This window comes from Amycolatopsis sacchari (assembly GCF_900114035.1).
GTDB classification, from domain to species: Bacteria; Actinomycetota; Actinomycetes; order Mycobacteriales; family Pseudonocardiaceae; genus Amycolatopsis_E; species Amycolatopsis_E sacchari.
Genome location: NZ_FORP01000001.1, coordinates 385,964 through 402,827 on the forward strand (window position 1 = coordinate 385,964; position 16,864 = coordinate 402,827).

Genomic DNA, 16,864 nt, shown 5'->3' on the forward strand with positions numbered 1-16,864 from the left:
CCACTACTAGGATCCATCCCATGGAACAGCGGGTGTTGGGGCGGACGGGCCGGAACGTGTCGGTGATCGGGCTGGGCACGTGGCAGCTCGGCGCGGACTGGGGCGACGTGAGCGTCGAGGACGCGAAGGCGGTGCTGGACGCGGCCGTCGAAGCCGGGGTGACGTTCTTCGACACGGCGGACGTCTACGGCGACGGCCGCAGTGAGCAGGTCATCGGCGAGTACCTGCGCGGCCGGCCGGACGCGGACGTCTTCGTGGCCACCAAGATGGGCCGCCGCGCGAGCCTCGACCCGGCGAACTACACCCTCGCCAACTTCCGCGCGTGGACCGACCGGTCGCGGGCGAACCTCGGCGTCGACACGCTGGACCTGGTGCAGCTGCACTGCCCGCCGACGCCGGTGTACTCCTCGGACGAGGTCTTCGACGCACTCGACACCCTGGTGGCCGAGAAGCGGATCGCCGCGTACGGCGTGAGCGTCGAGACGTGCGACGAGGCCCTGACCGCGATCGCCCGGCCGGGCACCGCGAGCGTGCAGATCATCCTGAACCCGTTCCGGCTCAAGCCTTTGGAGCGCGTGCTGCCCGCCGCGGCCGAGGCGGGCGTCGGGATCATCGCGCGGGTGCCGCTCGCCTCGGGCCTGCTGTCCGGGCGCTACACCAAGGACACCGTGTTCGCCGCGAACGACCACCGCACGTTCAACCGCCACGGTGAGGCTTTCGACCAGGGCGAGACGTTCTCGGGCGTGGACTTCGCGACGGGTGTCGAGGCGGCGGCGGAGTTCGCCGAGCTGGCACCGGAAGGGGCCACGCCCGCCCAGACCGCGCTGCGCTGGATCGTGCAGCAGCCGGGCGTCACGTCGGTGATCCCGGGCGCCCGCTCGCCGGAGCAGGCCCGCGCGAACGCCGCCGCGGCCGCGCTGGCCCCACTGCCCGGCGCGACGCTGGAGGCGGTGCGCGACCTGTACGACCGGCGGATCCGCGCCCAGGTGCACGACCGCTGGTGAGCTGAACGCTGTGGACGGCGTGGCCCGGGCGCGGCATTCGCCGCCCGGTGCACGACGGCTGGTGGGCTAGACCGCGCCCCGCCGCTCGGTCGCCGCGAGCACGCGGCCCAGCGCGGCGTGCAGCTGTTCCAGCTCCGCGAGGTCCATGCCCAGCTCCTCGACCACGCGGTACGGGATCTTCTCCGCCTCCTTGCGGAACTCCCGTCCCGCGTCGGTCAGGTCGACCAGCAGCGCCCGCTCGTCGGCGCGGTTGCGCTCGCGCTTGACGTACCCCAGCGCCTCCAGCCGCTTGAGCAGGGGCGACAACGTCGCGGGCTCCGCGCGCAGCGTCTCGCACAGGTCCTTCACCGTGCGCGGCGCCCGGTCCCACAACGCCAGCAGCACCAGGTACTGCGGGTGGGTCAGCCCGTAGGGCTTGAGCAGCGGCCGGTAGATCGCGATCACGCTGCGGGAGGCCACCGACAGCGCGAAGCACACCTGCCGGTCCAGCGCCAGCGGGTCGTCCCCGAGGTCGATCGTCGCCATGGTCACTCCCGCTCCATTGATTAGCACGCTAAGAATTAGTCTACTATCGGTCTGGTGAGACAACGTCCGAACCCGGTGCAGTGGGTCTGGTACGCCCTGGGCGGCCGCCTGCCCGAGCGCTGCCGCGAATGGGTCCTGCACGACACCACGTCGAAAACCTGGGTGCTGCGCCACGCCGCGCGCTCCACGGTGCTCGTCGGGCCGCTGATGCTCGTGTGGCTGCTGCTCCCGGCACCGCTCGGGCTGCGGCTCGCGCTCGTGCTGATGGCGGCGCTGGTCGGCTACTTCTACTCCTTCGTGTACATGGAGGAGGCGGCCGAGAACCGGCTGGCCAAACACGGGTACCCGCGGGGCACCGGGAAGCGGGTGCGCCGAGAGGCCCACGCCGACGAGGACGAGGCGGCGCGCCAGCGCTACATCGCCCGGTATCGCACGCCACAGGAGTAGCGCTTGACTTGAAGCGCTTCAAGTTCCGGAGACTCGTGTCATGTCGATGGCGGATCCGGCCGAGGTGACCTGGTGCACGATCCAGGAGGTCTCCCGGCGTAGCGGCCTGTCGGAACCGACGCTGCGCTACTACGAGCGGATCGGCCTGATCGGCCCGGTGCGGCGGGACCCGGGCAGCGGGCACCGCCGGTACGACCCCGAACTGGTCGAGACCATTGTGGCGCTGAGCTGCCTGCGGGACACCGGGATGAGCGTGCGCGACCTGCGCGAGTACCTGGCACACCTGGGTGACGGAGCCGCCGCGCACCTGCGCGAGCTGTTCCGCCGCAACGCCTCCCGGCTGGACGCCGAGATCGAGCGGCTGACCGTGCGGCGGGAGTACCTGCGGCACAAGGCCGAGCTGTGGGACGCCAGGGTGCGCGGGGACGCCGAAGCCGAAAGCCGTGCCATCGACGGGGTCCGGGACGCGGTGTCCCGGTTCTGACGCGAAGGAAGATCGATGGCACAACAGAAAGAGCCGGTTCTCGTCACGGGCGGTTCCGGTTACCTCGGCGCGCACGTCGTGGCGCGGTTGCTGCGGGACGGGTATGCGGTGCGCACGACGGTCCGCTCCCCGGAGCGGGCGGCGGAGGTGCGGGAGGCGGTCGCGGAGGACGGCGACCTCGAGTTCGTGGCCGCGGAGCTGGGCTCGGACGAGGGCTGGGTGGAGGCGGTGGCGGGCTGCGCGTACGTGCTGCACGTGGCCTCGCCGTTCCCGGCGGTGCCGCCCGAGCGCGACGAGGACGTGATCGTCCCCGCGCGGGACGGGGCGTTGCGCGTGCTGCGTGCCGCGCGCGACGCGGGAGTGCGGCGGGTGGTGCTGACGTCGTCGTTCGCCGCGGTGGGCTACGGCCGCAAGCCGGGGAACACCTACGACGAGACCGACTGGACCGATCCCGCCGCCGACAACAGCGCGTACATCAGGTCGAAGGCGATCGCCGAGCGCGCCGCGTGGGACTTCGTGCGGGAGGGCGGCCCGGAGCTGACCGTGATCAACCCGACGGGCATCTTCGGGCCGTTGCTGGTGCCGCGGGTGTCGGCCTCGCCCGGGCACGTCAAGGCGATGCTGGACGGTGACCTGCCGGTGGCGCCGCCGTACTGGTTCGGCGTCGTGGACGTGCGTGACGTCGCGGACCTGCACGTCCGCGCGATGACGGAACCGGCCGCCGCGGGGGAGCGGTTCCTCGCCAGCGGCGAGCGGGCCGTGAGCTTCCTGGAGATCGCGCGCGTGCTCGCCCGGCGGCTCGGGGAGCGGGCGGCGCGGGTGCCCACGCGCGAGCTGACGCTGGAGGAGGTCCGGGCGAACCCGGCGCTCAAGGACGTCGAGCTGCGGTACGGCCGCGTGCCGGTGATCTCGACGGCCAAGGCGCGGAAGGTGTTCGGCTGGCAACCCCGCGACGTGGAGACGACGATCGTCGACACCGCGGAAAGCCTGGCGCGCTGGGGTTTGCTGACGGACTAGCTCTGGTTCGCGTTCGCGGCGCTGGACCCGCAACGGAGCGGCGGCCGGCCCCGGAAGTCCGGGCCGGCCGCCCGCGAACCGGTCTCCCGTGTGGCTGGCAGCGCCCCGCCCGCCCCGAACCGGCCCCACCGACGACGCCGGAGCCGATCCCTCCCCAGTGACGCTCTCAGAATTAGTTAGCCCACTGACTTGACTGGCATGCCGTGGTGGCTCACGCTGTACGCAAGAAGTTAGTCAGGTAACTCACTCAAATCTGGGAGCGTCCATGAGCAGGGAATCCGCCCGGGGCAGGGCCGTGCCAGACGCTCGTGCGCGGCTGGTTCTCCGATCGGGGCTGGGTGTGCTCACCCTGCTGCTGTTGTGCGCGGTTCAGTTCCTCGACCTGGTGGACGCTTCGATTGTCAACGTCGCGCTGCCCTCGATCCAGCGCAGCTTGAGCTTCTCGCAGCAGAACTTGCAGTGGGTAGCGAGTGGTTACGTCCTCACCTACGGGGGCTTCCTCCTGCTGGGAGGTCGCCTCGGTGACCTACTCGGGCGGCGCCGCATGCTGCTGGCCGGCTTGATGGTTTTCGGCGTGTCGTCACTGGCCGCCGGGGTGGCCACCGACGCCGGGCTGCTGGTGGGTTCCCGGCTCGTGCAGGGCTTCGGCGCGGCGCTGATGGCCCCGGCGGCGTTGTCGGAGCTGACGACCGGTTTCCGCGAAGGCAAGGACCGCAACACGGCACTCGGGGTGTGGGGAGCGATCAGCGGGATTGCCGCCGCGGTCGGCCTTTTCCTCGGCGGGGTGCTCTCACAGGGGCCGGGGTGGCGGTGGATCTTCTTCGTCAACCCACCGATCTGTGCCGTGGTGGCCGGTACGGCACTGGTCCTGCTCGCGAGGGACCGCCGAGGCGGAGCCGGACGAGCCTTGGACTGGCAGGGGGCGGTGCTGGTGACCGGCAGCATGTTGTTGCTCGTGTACAGCCTGGTACGGGCCCCGGATGCCGGCTGGGGATCGGTCCAGACCATCGCCACCTTGGCCGGTTCGGCCGTGTTGATGGCCGCGTTCGCGGCCAACGAACGGCGAAGCCGTCACCCGCTGGTCCCCTTCGCCATCCTGCGGGTGAAGGGGCTGGTCGCCGCCGATGGCACCCAGCTGATCGCCTTCGCCGGGTTCTTCTCCTTGCTGTTCTACGGCACGTTGTACATGCAGGAGGTCCTGCACTACTCACCCCTGCAGGCGGGTGCGGCGTACCTCCCGATCACCGGAGGGTTCATCGTGGCGGGGGGCATCGCGTCCCAGCTGGTCACACGCGTGGGAACCCGTCCCCTCGTGGTCGCCGGCTGCCTGATCGCCGCCGCCGGGATCTACTACGTGTCCGGAGTGCCCCTGCACGGCTCGTACGTGCGCGACCTGCTGCCCGGGTTCATGGTGATGTCACTGGGCGCGGGCACCGTCTTCGTCTCCATCACCGCCGCCGCCAACGCCGGCGTTCCCGCCGACAAGGCGGGGCTCGCGGCCGGGTTGCTCAACTCCTCCCAGCAGGTCGGCAGCGCGCTCGGCCTGGCGATCCTGTCGGCTGTCGCGATCGCCGACACCAACCACCTGCTGGCAGCTCAGGTGCCCTCGGTGGCGGCCGCGGATGCCGGGTACCACCGAGCCCTTCTCGTCGGCAGCATCCTGATGGCAGCGGCGGCCCTGCTCGCGTTGCGCACCGGCAACACCCGGCAGGCGCCCCCGCTGGTCATGGTCAACACGGACCCGGCAGCCGGACCGCGACCGACCGCCGTCCCCCGGCAGGACCTGTAACCTGACCGCGGAGGTGGACAAGTGAGATGACTGACTCAACCGCACCCGCGCCGGAGCGCCCGCCCGGGAAACGACAGCGACTGGTCACCGCAGCGGTCCAGCTCCTGCACCGGCAAGGCATCGAACGGACGACGCTCGCCGACATCGCCAAGGCCGCCGACGTCCCGGCCGGCAACGTCTACTACTACTTCAAAACCAAGAACGACATCATCGCCGCCGTCGTCGAAGCCCACGCACAGCAGATCAAGACGACCCTCGCGGCCCTTGACGCGCAGCACCGTTCTCCCAAGGCCCGGTTGAAAAGCCTCGTGCGGGAGTTCGCCGCCCAGAGCACGGTCGTGGCCCAGCACGGTTGCCCCTTCGGCAGCCTGTGCTCAGAGCTCGACAAGCGCGTCGCGGAACCCGCCTTCGCGGAAGCCGAACTGCTGACGTTGCCCATCGATTGGGCGGAACAACAGTTCCGGGCGCTGGGCCGCCGCGACGCGCGCGACCTTGCCGTCGAGTTGCTCGCCGCCTACGAAGGCCACGCACTGCTCGCCAACACCCTGCGTGATCCCGACATCCTCACCAACGCCGCACGCCGGCTCACCCACTGGATCGACACCCTGTAACCATCTGGTACGCGACGGCTAGCGCGGACGGCCGAGGAGCCGCAGGAGCAGCGCCGGGTCGCCGGGCCACGCGTCGAGCAGGACCTGCCTCGGCACCCGGCGCCCGGCGTAACGCAGGGCGAGCGCGACCACCACGACGTCGTCGAGCGGGCCGATCACCGGCAGGAACTCGGGGATCAGGTCGATCGGCGACAGCACCCACAGCGCGGCGAACGCGATCGCCAGCTTCGCCCGCCGGGGGACCCGGGGATCGCGCCGCAGGCGGCGGGCGGTGGTGAGGCAGTCCGGGAGGAACCGCGCGAGGTCCCTGGCCAGCCCCGGCGGCAGGGTGCGGGCCAGCACCACCAGCAGCGCCCACGACGCGAGCACCACGGCGGCGGTGATCAGGACGGCCTGCAGCCAGCCCGGCACGTCAGCGTTCCTCGTCACGTGGGGTCACCGCGTCAGCTTAGGCCGCCGGTCTCCGCACCACGAGCGGCGTCAGGTGTCCACACGCGACAGGCGCGCGGGTCACCGCCGCGCGCGCCTGCCCGTCGCCTCGTCGTTGATGGCGTGCAGGATCTGCCGGGCGATCAGCCTCGCCGCGGGCTTGATGGCCCCCCAATAAGCCTCCGCCCAGCGCCGCGCGACGGGGTCGCGGACGGTCAGGCGCGTTTCGAACGTCAGCACGCTCTGGTCGCGTTCGTAGGGGAGCACGGCGAAGGACAACGCGACGGTGCCGGTGCGCGGGCGGGCGTAGCAGGCGAACTCCGCCGCGGTGACCGGTTGCCAGGTGGGCTCCGGTGTCCAGAACCGGCCTGCCGCACCGAGCGCGATTTCCCGGCCGGGACGTTCGCCCAGCAGCACCCACCGCGCGCCGAGCAGGAGCTCCTCGAACGCGGGCGTGGCCTGGTCGGGCCGCAACCGGACGGGTAATCCGCGTGCCCAGGTCAGTGCACCCAGCACGGGGGAGCGCAGGTGCGCGCTCCGCAGTTGGCCGACCGTCAGGTAGGTGACGCGGGCGGGCGCCGCGACCAGCTGGTGTTCGGTGAACCCGAAATCGCATTCCGGGGCGTAGTGGTCGAGCAGGGAACGCGAGCCGTTCCCCGGTGGTTCGGTGGTGGCGGACATGCGATCCACTTCCGTTGGATTCGTCCGGGAATGCGAGCCTGCCCGGACCGGCCCGCGGCGCGCCAGAGCACAAGGTCCCGGCGCGCCGTTGTTTCAGACTAACGGCTCTTCGGAAAACGGTGGTTCTCGATGAGGGTCTTCACCGGGGGAGTCGAATCCATTGTGGACTAGATCCACAATGGACGGATCATTCGGCGTCGCGGAGGTGCCGCCGCCTGTCCTTGATCCTGGTGGCCAGGACGGCGGCCTGGGTGCGGCGTTCGAGGCCGAGCTTGGTCAGCAGGCGGGACACGTAGTTCTTCACGGTCTTCTCGGCCAGGAACATCCGCTCGGCGATCTGCCGGTTCGTCAGGCCCTCGCCGATCAGCCCCAGCAGCGTCCGCTCCTGCTCGGTGAGCCCGTTCAGCGGGCCCTCGTCGGCGGCGTCGGCACGCAGCTTCGCCATCAGGGTCGCCGCAGCGCGGTTGTCCAGCAGCGACCGCCCGGACCCGACCTCGTGCACCGCCGAGACCAGCCGCAGGCCCTGGATGTCCTTGATCACGTAGCCGCCCGCGCCGGCGAGGATGGCGTTGAGCATGGCCTCCTCGTCGGTGAACGAGGTCAGCATCAGCACGTTGAGGTCCGGCAGCTTCGACCGCAGCTCCCGGCACAGCTCCACCCCGTTGCCGTCGGGCAGCCGCACGTCCAGCAGTGCCAGGTCCGGGCGGAGCGCCGGGATGCGGGCCAGCGCCTGCGCCGCGGTGGCGGCCTCGCCGACCACGGTCAGCCCGGGGTCGGCCTCCAGCAGGTCGGCCACGCCGCGCCGCACGACCTCGTGGTCGTCCACCAGGAACACCTTGATCAAGGTCATCACCTTTCCCCGCGGTCGGTTCGGCCAGGCTAGGTCGCGCCCGGGGTACCCCGTCGCGGCGTTTGGTCCCCACCGCGGAGGACCAAGGTCATCTTTTCCGCTCAGGGGCGCAGCACGGCGGCGCCGTGCACCCGGTCGGCGGCCAGGTCCGCGAGCGCGCGGTCGGCGTCGGCGAGGGCGTACGGGCTCGTCACGACGTGCAGGTGGTGCCCGGCGGCGAAGGCGAGGAAGTCCCGCGCGTCTTCACGGGTGTTGGCGGTGACGCTGCGCAGCTGGCGTTCCTGGAACAGGTGCCGCTGGTAGTCCAGCGGCGGGATGCCGGTGAGGTGGATCCCGGCGATCGCGAGCGTCCCGCCGCGATCGAGCGCGGCGAGCGCGGGCAGCACCAGCTCGCCGGCCGGGGCGAAGAGGATCGCGGAGTCGAGTGGCTCAGGCGGCTCGTCCGCGGCGTCACCGGCGGAGGCCGCACCCAGCTCCAGCGCGAGCCGGCGGGCCTCGGCGCTGCGGGTCAGCACGTGGACGGTCGCGCCCTGGGCGAGTGCCACCTGGGCGGCGAGGTGGGCGCTGGCGCCGAAGCCGTAGATGCCCAGGCGCCCCTGCGCGGGCAGGGATGCCCGCCGCAGCGCCCGGAAACCGATGATGCCCGCGCACAGCAGCGGGGCCAGTTCGGCGTCGGAGTACCCGTCGGGCAGCCGGTGCGCGTACGCGGCGGGCACAGTCGTGTAGTCCGCGTAGCCGCCGTCGGCGTCCCAGCCGGTGTAGGTCGAGCCGGGGCACAGGTTTTCGGCGCCGGAACGGCAGTACCGGCACCGCCCGCAGGTGCCGCGCAGCCACGCCACGCCCACCCGGTCACCTTCGGCGAACCCCGCGGCGGCCCGCACCACTTCGCCGACGACCTCGTGCCCCGGCACGACTCCGCGCCGGTGCACCGGCAGATCCCCTTCGAGCACATGGAGATCCGTCCGGCACACGCCGCACGCCCGCACCCGCACCAGCAGTTCCCCGTCACCCGCCGTGGGCACGGCCTCGGTGCGCAGCTCGAACTTCCGGGTCCCGGGCAGGCCCGGCCGGTCCACCCGCCAGACACGCATCTCGGTCACGACCCGCAGCTTGGGGGTTCCGCGTGGCGGTGGGACAGGGCCGAAGGGCCTCGATCGCCCGGGCCCGCGGCGGCGAAAGGCCCTCGTCGCCGGGACGCCGGACCCTACCGCCGATGGCACCGGCACGGGAAACCTGGGTGGCAGGAACACGAGAGCAGAGAGGCGGGGGCCATGACGTGGTCGGCCACCGAGGTCAGCGTGCTGGCGCGCGCTGTCAGCAGGGCACCGTCGGTGCACAACAGCCAGCCGTGGACGGTCGAGGTCCGCCCGGACGGGGCGGACCTCTTCGAACGGACCGAGGCGCGGCTGCCGCGGCACGACCCGGCGGGCCGCGACCAGATGATCTCCTGTGGTGCCGCGCTCGCCGACCTGGAACTGGCCGTGCGCACGCTGGGCTGGGACGCGCGGGTCACCCTGTTCCCCGACGCGGCACGCCCCGATCTCGTCGCCCGCGTGGTGGCGGACGGGCGCCGCGAAGCCACGGAGGACGAGGTCGCGCGGTACTCGGCGATCTTCCGGCGGCGCAGCTACCGCGCCCCGTTCAGCCTGCACCCGGTCACCGACGCGGTGCTGCGCGACCTCGTGCGCGCGAACGACACGCCCGGCACGGAACTGCGGGCGGTCGACACCCGCCTCGAATCCCCGGTGCTGGCCGAGCTGTTCGGCCAGGCCGGCCAGGTGCTGCGGGACGACCGGGCCTACCAGCGCGAGCTGCAGGCGTGGTCGGACCAGTTCCGGCACCCGCTGCCCGCCGAGCCGACCCTGCCGTGGGGTGGTCTGGTCCGCGCCACCACGCACCTGCCCGACACGATCACGCTCACCGAGCGCCTGGCGGCCGAACGGCTGCTGATCGTCCTCACGCCCGGCGACACCCGCACGGACCACCTGCTGGCGGGCCGCGCTCTGCAGCTCGTGTGGCTCACGGCGGTGACGCGCGGACTCGCCGGGTCCGTGCTGACCCAGCCCCTGCGGCTGCCGGAGGTGCGGGCCGGGCTGACCGAACGGCTGCTGCTGCCCGGGTACCCGCAGCTGGTCCTGCGGCTGGGGTACCCGGTCACCGCGACCCCGGTGAGCCGTCCCGCGCCCGCGCTGTCCGAACGGAGCGGCGGTGACCACTGAACCGTCGCGGCGCACCGTCGTCGCTGGGATCGACGGCTCGCCCTCGGCGTTGCGAGCGGTCCAGTGGGCGGCCCGTGAGGCGGCCCGCCGGGACGCGGTGCTGCTGGTGCTGCACGCGTGCTTCGTGCCTTCGCCCGAGCCCTACACCCCGGTCCGGCTGCCGCGGACCTATGGCGACACCTTGCTCGAACTGAGCGCGGAGTGGCTCGCGGAGGCGGAGAAGGCGGCGCACGAGGCCGCACCGCAGGTCAGTGTCCAGACCGCGCAACGGACCGGGCTGGCGCGCGACCACCTGCTGCGGGCCGCGCAGTCCGCCGAACTGCTCGTCGTGGGCTCGCGCGGGCTCGGCGGGGTGGCCGGCGCGCTCCTCGGGTCGGTGGCCGCGGAACTCACCGCGCAGGCCCCGTGCCCCGTGGTCCTCGTCCGCGGCCGCACCCCGGACTCGGCTCCGCCGGAGACCGGGCCGGTGGTGGCCGGTGTCGATGGTTCGCCGCAGTGCGCGCGGGCCGTGGGGTTCGCCTTCGAGATGGCCGCTGCCGCCGGCGAGCCCCTCGTCGTCGTGCACGCGGCGCACCGGTCCGGGGTGAGCCTGCCGCCCGAGGCCCGGCGCCAGGTCGAGGACGGGCGGCGCCGGTATCCGGGCGTGCCGGTGCACGAGCGGATCACGCAGGAGCGGCCGGTGCGTGCGCTCGTCACGGTGGCCGCGGACGCGCGGCTCGTCGTGGTCGGCTCCCGCGGGCGCGGCGGGTTCGCGGGTTTGGCGCTCGGTTCGACCAGCCACGGGGTGCTGCGCCACGCCCCGTGCCCGGTCGCCGTCGTGCGGGGCTGAGCCGCTGCGAACCCCTTGAGGCCCTTCGGCCCCGCGTGCGGGGACGGGCGGCCCTGCGCCGGGTGACCGGCGCCCCGGGAGGCTGGGACCCATGGTGGAGACGAAAGCACGGCAAGCGGTCGTCGTCGGTGTCGACGGGTCCGAACCGGCGCTGCACGCGACCCGGTGGGCGGCGCGGGAGGCGGTCCGCCGCCACGTTCCGCTGCACCTGTTCAACGCCTGCGTCCTGCCTGCGCTGGGCCCGCACGTGGCAGGCTCGGCCGAGGCGGGGATCCTGGAGGCGCTGATCGAGCAGGGGCACCGCTGGCTGCGGCAGGCGCGGGCCGAGGCGTGGGAGGCCGACGGCGGCGTCGAGCTGCAGACGGAGCTGCGCGTCGGCCCCGCCGCGGGGGAGCTGATCGACGAGTCCGCGCACGCGCTGATGGTCGTGCTGGGTTCGCGGGGGCTCGGCGGGTTCCGCGGCATGCTCGTCGGTTCGGTGTCCTCCGCCGTCGCGGCGCACGGGCACAGCCCTGTGGTGGTCGTGCGGGGCCGGATGCCCGCGGACCCGCCGCCCGAGAGCGGCCCGGTGGTCGTCGGCGTGGACGGGTCCGAGGTCAGCGAAGCCGCCGTCGCGTTCGCGTTCGAGGAGGCCGCGTTGCGGGCGGTGCCGCTCGTCGCGGTGCACACGTGGGTGGACGTGTCCGTCGCCGAGACGTGGTCCGCGTTGCCGTTCGACGTCGACTGGGAGGCCGTCGAGCAGGACGAGCGCAGGCTGCTGGCCGAGCGCATGGCGGGCTGGCGGGAGAAGTACCCGGACGTCGAGGTCCGGCAGGAGGTCGTGCGCGACCGGCCGGTGCGCGGGCTGCTGGCCAGGGCGGAAGGTGCCCAGCTGATCGTCGTCGGCTCCCGCGGCAGGCACGTGCTCAGCGGGATGGGGCTGGGCTCGACGAGCCAGGCGCTGCTGCACCACAGCGAATGCCCCGTCGCCGTCGTGCGGCCGTCGTAGTCCACAGTGGACTCGCCGTCAGGAGACCGGCGCGCTCCACATGACCTTGGTGCCGCCGGTCTCGGGCGCCGACGTCTCGAAACGGCCCCCGGCCTCCTCGGCGCGGGTGGCGAGGTTGTGCAGCCCGCTGCGGGCGACCGTGGCGGGCATGCCCCTGCCGTCGTCGGTCACGTCGATGACGAGGTCGTCGCCGACGGAGATGGTGATGGTCACCGTGTTCGCTCTTGCGTGCCGCACGGCGTTGCTCACCGCCTCGCGCACGACGGCTTCCGCGTGCTCGGCCAGCTCGGCGGACACGACGCCGAGCGGGCCGGAGACCCGCACCGTTGACTGGAGCCCGGATTCGGCGGTGATCTCCGCGATGATCTCGTGCAGCCGCTTGCGCAGCTGGGTGGTGCCTTGGAGGCCGCCGTGCAGGTCGAAGATCGCGGTGCGGATCTCGGCGACGATGCTCTGCACGTCCTCCACCGCGTCGGAAAGCCTGCGCTGGATTTCGGGGGAGCGGGTGCGCAGGCGGGTGCTCTGGAGGGCGAGGCCGTGGGCGAACAGGCGCTGGATGACGTGGTCGTGGAGGTCGCGGGCGATGCGGTCGCGGTCGGCGAGGACTTCGAGTTCGTAGAGGCGCCGCTGGTCGTCGGCGAGCTGGAGGGCGAGCGCGGCCTGGTCGGCGAAGGAGGCCGCCAGGGGCAGCTGGTCGGCCGCGAACGGTTCGCGGCCGGGGCGGCGTAGTGCGACGAGGACACCGGAGACGGTGTCGGCGGAGGCGCGCAGGGGCAGGACGAGCGCCGGGCCGAACTCCTCGTCGAGGTCGGTGGTCAGGTCGTACCGCAGGCGCGCGGTCTCCACGGGTGCCGCGTTGCGGAACGCCTCCCCGCAGCTGGACCCGTCGATCGGGATGCGGCGGCCGAGCAGCCCGTCGGAGTCCAGGCCGACGCTGACCGTGACGACGAGGGCGTCCACCTCCTCCGGTGGCAGCTCCGGGTCCTCCGGTTGCGCGATGAACGTGTAGTCCGCCCTGGTGAGGCCCAGCGTCCGGTTCGCGATGAGGTCGAGCACCTCCGCGGGCTCGGCCCGCGACAGCAGTTCCGCGCGGATCTCGCTGGTGGCCTCCTGCCAGCGCTGGCGGTGCTTCGCGTCCTCGTAGAGGCGCGCGTTCTCGACCGCGATGCCCGCGGCGGCGGCGAGCGCCTGCACGACGACCTCGTCGTCCTCGGTGAAGGGCTGCCCACCGGCCTTCTCCGTGAGGTAGAGGTTGCCGAACACCTTGTCCCGCACCAGGACCGGCACGCCCAGGAAGCTGCGCATCGGCGGGTGGTGCGCCGGGAACCCGGACGAGGCCGGGTGCCGCGCGATGTCGATGAGCCGGATCGGCTTGGGCTGGTCGATGAGCAGGCCCAGCAGCCCGTGCCCTTCCGGCAGGTGCCCGATCTCCTTGCGCTTCTCCTCGTCGATGCCCTCGTAGACGAACTCGGCGAGCCCGACGCCGTCGGAGTTGAGCACGCCCAGCGCGCCGTAGCGGCAGTCCACGAGGTCGATCGCCGCGTGCACGATCCGCCGCAGGGTGGTGTCGAGCTCCAGCCCGCTGGCGACGGCCAGCATCGCCTCCAGCAGCCCGTCCATCTGGTCGCGCGCGCCGACGAGCTGCTCGACGCGGTCCTGCACTTCGACCAGCAGCTCGCGGAGCCGCAACTGGGACAGGGTGCCCCGCAGTGACGGCGCGCCCTCACCCGTCGGCGGATCATCCACAGGCATGCCCTCAGCTTGGCACCAAGGCCGGGATAAGACCAGGAAGGAGGGCCTCGCGGCGCTAGGGGCTTTCTTCCCTACCGGCGCCCCGTCGACGCGATCATGATGAGGCTCCGTCCGGGAACGAGGGGGCGGAGGTGGCGGGCCGCACCGGCGCGGGGGCCGCCCGGCCCGGAATGGATGGAGGAGTGGCAACCGACCGCGTGCTGCGGGTCTGGGCCGCCGTGGTGGACTGCGCGCGGCGGCGTGGGGAACACGTGTCGTCGCGTCACGTGTGCCTGGCGGTGGTGGACGCGCTTTCCCTGAGCGGCGCGGGATTGGCGCTGGCCGGGCGGCCCGGCGCGCTGGAACTGGTGTACGCGACGGGCGCGGACGGGCCGACCGAGCTGGCGGTGAACCTCGGCGAGGGGCCGGGCGTCGACGCGGCGGGGTCCGGGACGCTGGTGGTGGCCGTCGACCTGGCCGCGCAGGGCGGTGCCGGGCGCTGGCCCGCCTTCGCGCCCGAAGCCACGGCGCGGGGTGTCCGTGCGCTGTACAGCGTGCCGCTCATGCTGGGCGCGCTGAGCGTGGGGGTGCTCGACCTGCACCGCGACGAGCCCCGCGAACCGGGCACCGAGGAGCTGCTGGACGCGGTGGTGTACGCCGACACGGCGCTGCTGCTGGCGATCGACGAGCTGAGCGGGGTCCCCGTCCGCGGTGCCGGGAGGCCGCGCTGTGGCACGCCGAGGTGCACCAGGCCGCGGGCATGGTGGCCGTGCAGCTCGGGATCCCGGTCCTGGACGCGCTGGTCCGGCTGCGGGTGCACGCCTACCGGCGGGGGCAGCCGCTGGCCGAGGTGGCGCGGGCGGTGGTGGACCGGCGGCTGCGCCTGCCCGGCAACGGCTCCCAGGGACGTCTGTCCTGATTGGACAGCCGGCGAGCAGTGCGGCAGCGGTTCAGACCTCCTCGGCCACCGAGACCAGCTGGCCGGTCAGCCGGGCGACCACGACCCGCACACCGGTGCGGAAGTCGAGATCCTGCTCGGTGGCGCGCGGCAGCGGTACCGGCCGGTCGGCGGCGACGAGTGGCCTCGCCAGGCCGATCCCGCTCACCGTCCAGCCTCCGGGGACGTGCCGGTTCCGGTGGGTCACGGTCACCGTGACGGTGCGGCCCGCCGCGGTCCGGACCAGCGCCCGGTCGCCGGGCACGAGGAAGTCGCCGTTGTCCAGCACCAGGCAGGTGCGCACGAAGGCGTCCCGGCCGTCGACCGACAGCTCCGCCCGGCGGTAACGCACGGGCGAGCGCACCAGCTTCACGCACTCGTCGTGCGACAGGGTCCTCGGCACGCCGCTCCTCGCCGGTGACGGTGTCCACAATGGACGGCACAGGCGGGGACCGGACGGCCCCCGTGGTTCAGGAACCTAGTCCCTGCGAGGATGGGCGCGCTACGGGCTTCTGGTGACCGGCAACGGTTCCGGGCGAATCGGGCAACCGGTGGGCGCTACGGCAGCGGATCCCCCTGGTACGCGCCCAGTTCCGCGGCCAGCTCGACCGACGACGACGGCACCACCGGCCGCGCCGCCGGGCGCGTTCCGGAGCGCACGGCCGCGAGGAACCCGGCGACGGCCTCCGGTGCCGCGACGACCGGTCCGCCGAGCCGCGCCAGCGTGAGGTCCTCGCCCGACGGCGTCTCCAGCACCACCGCCCAGCCGCGGTCCTCGTGCCAGAGCAGCGCTACGTCGCACGCGTCGTGGCCCGGCACGGACCCGTCGACGGCGATGTAGGCGGTCATCGGCGTGCCGCTGTCGACCGAGCACGCCTCCCAGCCCGTGCCGACCGCCGCGCTGACGGCCAGTGCGTAGGCGCGCAACCCGTTGTCGAGAGCGAAGTCGAGGTCGAGGTGGGGATCGGACGCGAGAGTCACGAAGATCGAATGCCCGCGCCGGGTGTGGCGGAAACGTGCGCTCTGTCACTTACTTGCGGCACGCAAAAAAAGGGACGACGAGCGGGGGAGCGCCTTGGCACACTGGTCCCCCGTGACGGGGGACGGTGGCTGGAAGCGGCTCCAGGCGGTGGCGATCTCGGCTTCGACCGCGGAGGGGCTGGTCCTGGCCGCGCTGCCGCTGCTGGCGGTCTCGATCACGACCGACCCGCGGCACGTGTCCTGGGTGAACGTGGCCGGGCAGTCGCCGTGGCTGCTGTTCTCGCTGTTCGCCGGGGTGCTCATCGACCGCGTACGCCGCACCACCGTGCTCGCCTGGGCCTTCGCCGTGGAGGTCGCCGCCGCGCTCGTCCTCGCCGTGCTCGGCACCGCGCATCTGCTGAGCCTGCCGCTGCTCATGCTCGCGGCCTTCGCGCTGACCTCGGCGCAGGTGCTCGGCGACGGCGCGAGCGGCGCGCTCGTGCCGGAGGTCGTGCCGCCGGACCGGCTCACCGCCGCCAACACCCGGCTGCAGCTCATCGACCGCGGCCTCGTGCAGTTCGTCGTGCCGCCGTTCACGGGCTGGCTCGTGGCCTTCGCGGCCGGGCTGCCGGCGTGGCTGGCGTGCGTCGCGGCCCTGCTGGCGCTGCTGCTGGTCCGCGGCATCCCGTCCGCGCCGGTCACACCCTCACGGGCGCATCCGCTGCGGGACGTGGGGGAGGGGCTGCGGTACCTGGTGCGCACCCCGCTGCTGCGGGCGATCACGATCACCGTCGCGCTCGGGTCCTTCGCCGCGAGCGCGGGCAACGCGATGCTCGTGCTCTACGCCACCGAGGTGCTGCGCATCGGCCCGGTCGGCTACGGCGCGCTGCTCACGTGCCTCGCGGCGGGCTGGATCCTCTCGTCGTTCGTGGTGCACCGGATCGTCGCGCGGCTGGGCTACTCGTGGTCGATGCGGATCGCGCAGACCTTCGCCGCGGGTACCAGCCTGCTGATCGCGGTGCTGCCGCCGTGGCCCGCCGCCGTGGGCGCGGTGCTGGTGGTGATGACGGCCGCGACGCTGGTGTGGAACGTGTGCTCGCAGTCCAGCCGTCAGCGGTTCACGCCCCGCGCGCTGCTCGGCAGGGTCCTGACCAGCCACCGCGCGCTGGCGTGGGGCCTGACGCCGCTCGGCTCGCTGGCGGGTGGCCTGATCGCCGCGCACTGGAGCCTGCGCGGGGTGTGGTTCGCCGGTGCGGCGGTGCACGGGATCGGCGCCGTCCTGGTGTGGTGGACCCTCTCGCCCGCCGCGTTCCGCGAAGCCGGGCGAACGGAGGTTTCCCCGGGGGCCGTGAAGCCCTAACGT

The 16,864-nt window shown here is 73.0% G+C and carries 20 protein-coding genes; 11 read left to right on the top strand and 9 right to left on the bottom strand.

Annotation, left to right across the window (positions count from 1 at the left end):
* The first annotated feature begins 20 nt into the window (after window positions 1–20).
* Window positions 21–1,004: an aldo/keto reductase gene (locus BMZ92_RS01865; RefSeq protein ID WP_091503856.1), complete on the top strand. Its 984-nt coding sequence runs from the start codon at window positions 21–23 to the stop codon at window positions 1,002–1,004.
* A gap of 66 nt (window positions 1,005–1,070) precedes the next feature.
* Here BMZ92_RS01865 and BMZ92_RS01870 read toward each other — a convergent pair whose 3' ends face one another.
* Window positions 1,071–1,529, bottom strand: coding sequence for a MarR family winged helix-turn-helix transcriptional regulator (locus tag BMZ92_RS01870; protein ID WP_091503858.1), 459 nt, complete (start codon window positions 1,527–1,529; stop codon window positions 1,071–1,073).
* A 54-nt stretch (window positions 1,530–1,583) separates the two neighbouring features.
* On the opposite strand from BMZ92_RS01870, the gene BMZ92_RS01875 reads away from it, so the two are divergent.
* The 5 genes from BMZ92_RS01875 (at window position 1,584) to BMZ92_RS01895 (ending at window position 5,877) form a co-directional block, all read left to right on the top strand.
* Window positions 1,584–1,976 (top strand): DUF5313 domain-containing protein, encoded by a 393-nt coding sequence (locus BMZ92_RS01875; protein ID WP_425425782.1) that lies wholly within the window; start codon window positions 1,584–1,586, stop codon window positions 1,974–1,976.
* A gap of 40 nt (window positions 1,977–2,016) precedes the next feature.
* Window positions 2,017–2,460 carry a MerR family transcriptional regulator gene (locus tag BMZ92_RS01880; protein ID WP_245782830.1) on the top strand — a complete coding sequence of 148 codons (444 nt, stop codon included), beginning with the start codon at window positions 2,017–2,019 and terminating at the stop codon, window positions 2,458–2,460.
* A gap of 15 nt (window positions 2,461–2,475) precedes the next feature.
* The gene (locus tag BMZ92_RS01885; protein ID WP_091503861.1) at window positions 2,476–3,477 is read left to right on the top strand and encodes an SDR family oxidoreductase; all 1,002 of its coding nucleotides are present in this window, start codon (window positions 2,476–2,478) and stop codon (window positions 3,475–3,477) included.
* Between the two features lie 265 nt (window positions 3,478–3,742).
* A complete protein-coding gene (locus BMZ92_RS01890; RefSeq protein ID WP_091503862.1) occupies window positions 3,743–5,266 on the top strand; it encodes an MFS transporter in 1,524 nt (507 codons plus the stop codon).
* Between the two features lie 26 nt (window positions 5,267–5,292).
* On the top strand, window positions 5,293–5,877 hold the full coding sequence (locus BMZ92_RS01895; protein ID WP_091503864.1) for a TetR/AcrR family transcriptional regulator: 585 nt from the start codon (window positions 5,293–5,295) through the stop codon (window positions 5,875–5,877).
* Window positions 5,878–5,895: 18 nt separating this feature from the next.
* Here the strand turns inward: BMZ92_RS01895 and BMZ92_RS01900 are convergent, their stop codons facing one another.
* The 4 genes from BMZ92_RS01900 to BMZ92_RS01915 all read right to left on the bottom strand — a co-directional run bounded on the left by BMZ92_RS01900 (window position 5,896) and on the right by BMZ92_RS01915 (window position 8,928).
* Window positions 5,896–6,306 (bottom strand): YkvA family protein, encoded by a 411-nt coding sequence (locus BMZ92_RS01900; RefSeq protein WP_245782831.1) that lies wholly within the window; start codon window positions 6,304–6,306, stop codon window positions 5,896–5,898.
* A gap of 81 nt (window positions 6,307–6,387) precedes the next feature.
* The gene (locus BMZ92_RS01905; RefSeq protein WP_091503867.1) at window positions 6,388–6,987 is read right to left on the bottom strand and encodes a hypothetical protein; all 600 of its coding nucleotides are present in this window, start codon (window positions 6,985–6,987) and stop codon (window positions 6,388–6,390) included.
* 187 nt (window positions 6,988–7,174) lie between these two features.
* Complete coding sequence (locus BMZ92_RS01910) at window positions 7,175–7,831, bottom strand: response regulator (protein ID WP_091504298.1); 657 nt, start codon at window positions 7,829–7,831, stop codon at window positions 7,175–7,177.
* Window positions 7,832–7,938: 107 nt separating this feature from the next.
* Window positions 7,939–8,928 carry a zinc-binding alcohol dehydrogenase family protein gene (locus BMZ92_RS01915; protein ID WP_091504299.1) on the bottom strand — a complete coding sequence of 330 codons (990 nt, stop codon included), beginning with the start codon at window positions 8,926–8,928 and terminating at the stop codon, window positions 7,939–7,941.
* 180 nt (window positions 8,929–9,108) lie between these two features.
* On the opposite strand from BMZ92_RS01915, the gene BMZ92_RS01920 reads away from it, so the two are divergent.
* From BMZ92_RS01920 to BMZ92_RS01930, 3 genes are all read left to right on the top strand, one after another.
* The gene (locus tag BMZ92_RS01920) at window positions 9,109–10,056 is read left to right on the top strand and encodes an Acg family FMN-binding oxidoreductase (protein WP_091503869.1); all 948 of its coding nucleotides are present in this window, start codon (window positions 9,109–9,111) and stop codon (window positions 10,054–10,056) included.
* On the top strand, window positions 10,046–10,885 hold the full coding sequence (locus BMZ92_RS01925) for a universal stress protein (RefSeq protein ID WP_091503871.1): 840 nt from the start codon (window positions 10,046–10,048) through the stop codon (window positions 10,883–10,885). Before BMZ92_RS01920 ends, BMZ92_RS01925 begins: the two co-directional genes overlap by 11 nt.
* 91 nt (window positions 10,886–10,976) lie before the next feature.
* Window positions 10,977–11,873 carry a universal stress protein gene (locus BMZ92_RS01930; protein ID WP_091503872.1) on the top strand — a complete coding sequence of 299 codons (897 nt, stop codon included), beginning with the start codon at window positions 10,977–10,979 and terminating at the stop codon, window positions 11,871–11,873.
* Between the two features lie 18 nt (window positions 11,874–11,891).
* Here the strand turns inward: BMZ92_RS01930 and BMZ92_RS01935 are convergent, their stop codons facing one another.
* Window positions 11,892–13,625 (bottom strand): sensor histidine kinase, encoded by a 1,734-nt coding sequence (locus BMZ92_RS01935; RefSeq protein ID WP_091503874.1) that lies wholly within the window; start codon window positions 13,623–13,625, stop codon window positions 11,892–11,894.
* Window positions 13,626–13,887: 262 nt separating this feature from the next.
* Complete coding sequence (locus tag BMZ92_RS36710) at window positions 13,888–14,169, bottom strand: hypothetical protein (RefSeq protein ID WP_143249772.1); 282 nt, start codon at window positions 14,167–14,169, stop codon at window positions 13,888–13,890.
* A gap of 195 nt (window positions 14,170–14,364) precedes the next feature.
* On the opposite strand from BMZ92_RS36710, the gene BMZ92_RS36715 reads away from it, so the two are divergent.
* A complete protein-coding gene (locus BMZ92_RS36715) occupies window positions 14,365–14,523 on the top strand; it encodes a hypothetical protein (RefSeq protein WP_177228498.1) in 159 nt (52 codons plus the stop codon).
* A 31-nt stretch (window positions 14,524–14,554) separates the two neighbouring features.
* Here the strand turns inward: BMZ92_RS36715 and BMZ92_RS01945 are convergent, their stop codons facing one another.
* Window positions 14,555–14,944 (bottom strand): hypothetical protein, encoded by a 390-nt coding sequence (locus BMZ92_RS01945; protein ID WP_091503877.1) that lies wholly within the window; start codon window positions 14,942–14,944, stop codon window positions 14,555–14,557.
* 155 nt (window positions 14,945–15,099) lie between these two features.
* Window positions 15,100–15,522 (bottom strand): DUF6292 family protein, encoded by a 423-nt coding sequence (locus tag BMZ92_RS01950; RefSeq protein ID WP_091503879.1) that lies wholly within the window; start codon window positions 15,520–15,522, stop codon window positions 15,100–15,102.
* A gap of 112 nt (window positions 15,523–15,634) precedes the next feature.
* On the opposite strand from BMZ92_RS01950, the gene BMZ92_RS01955 reads away from it, so the two are divergent.
* The gene (locus tag BMZ92_RS01955) at window positions 15,635–16,861 is read left to right on the top strand and encodes an MFS transporter (protein WP_245782832.1); all 1,227 of its coding nucleotides are present in this window, start codon (window positions 15,635–15,637) and stop codon (window positions 16,859–16,861) included.
* Window positions 16,862–16,864: the final 3 nt, after the last annotated feature.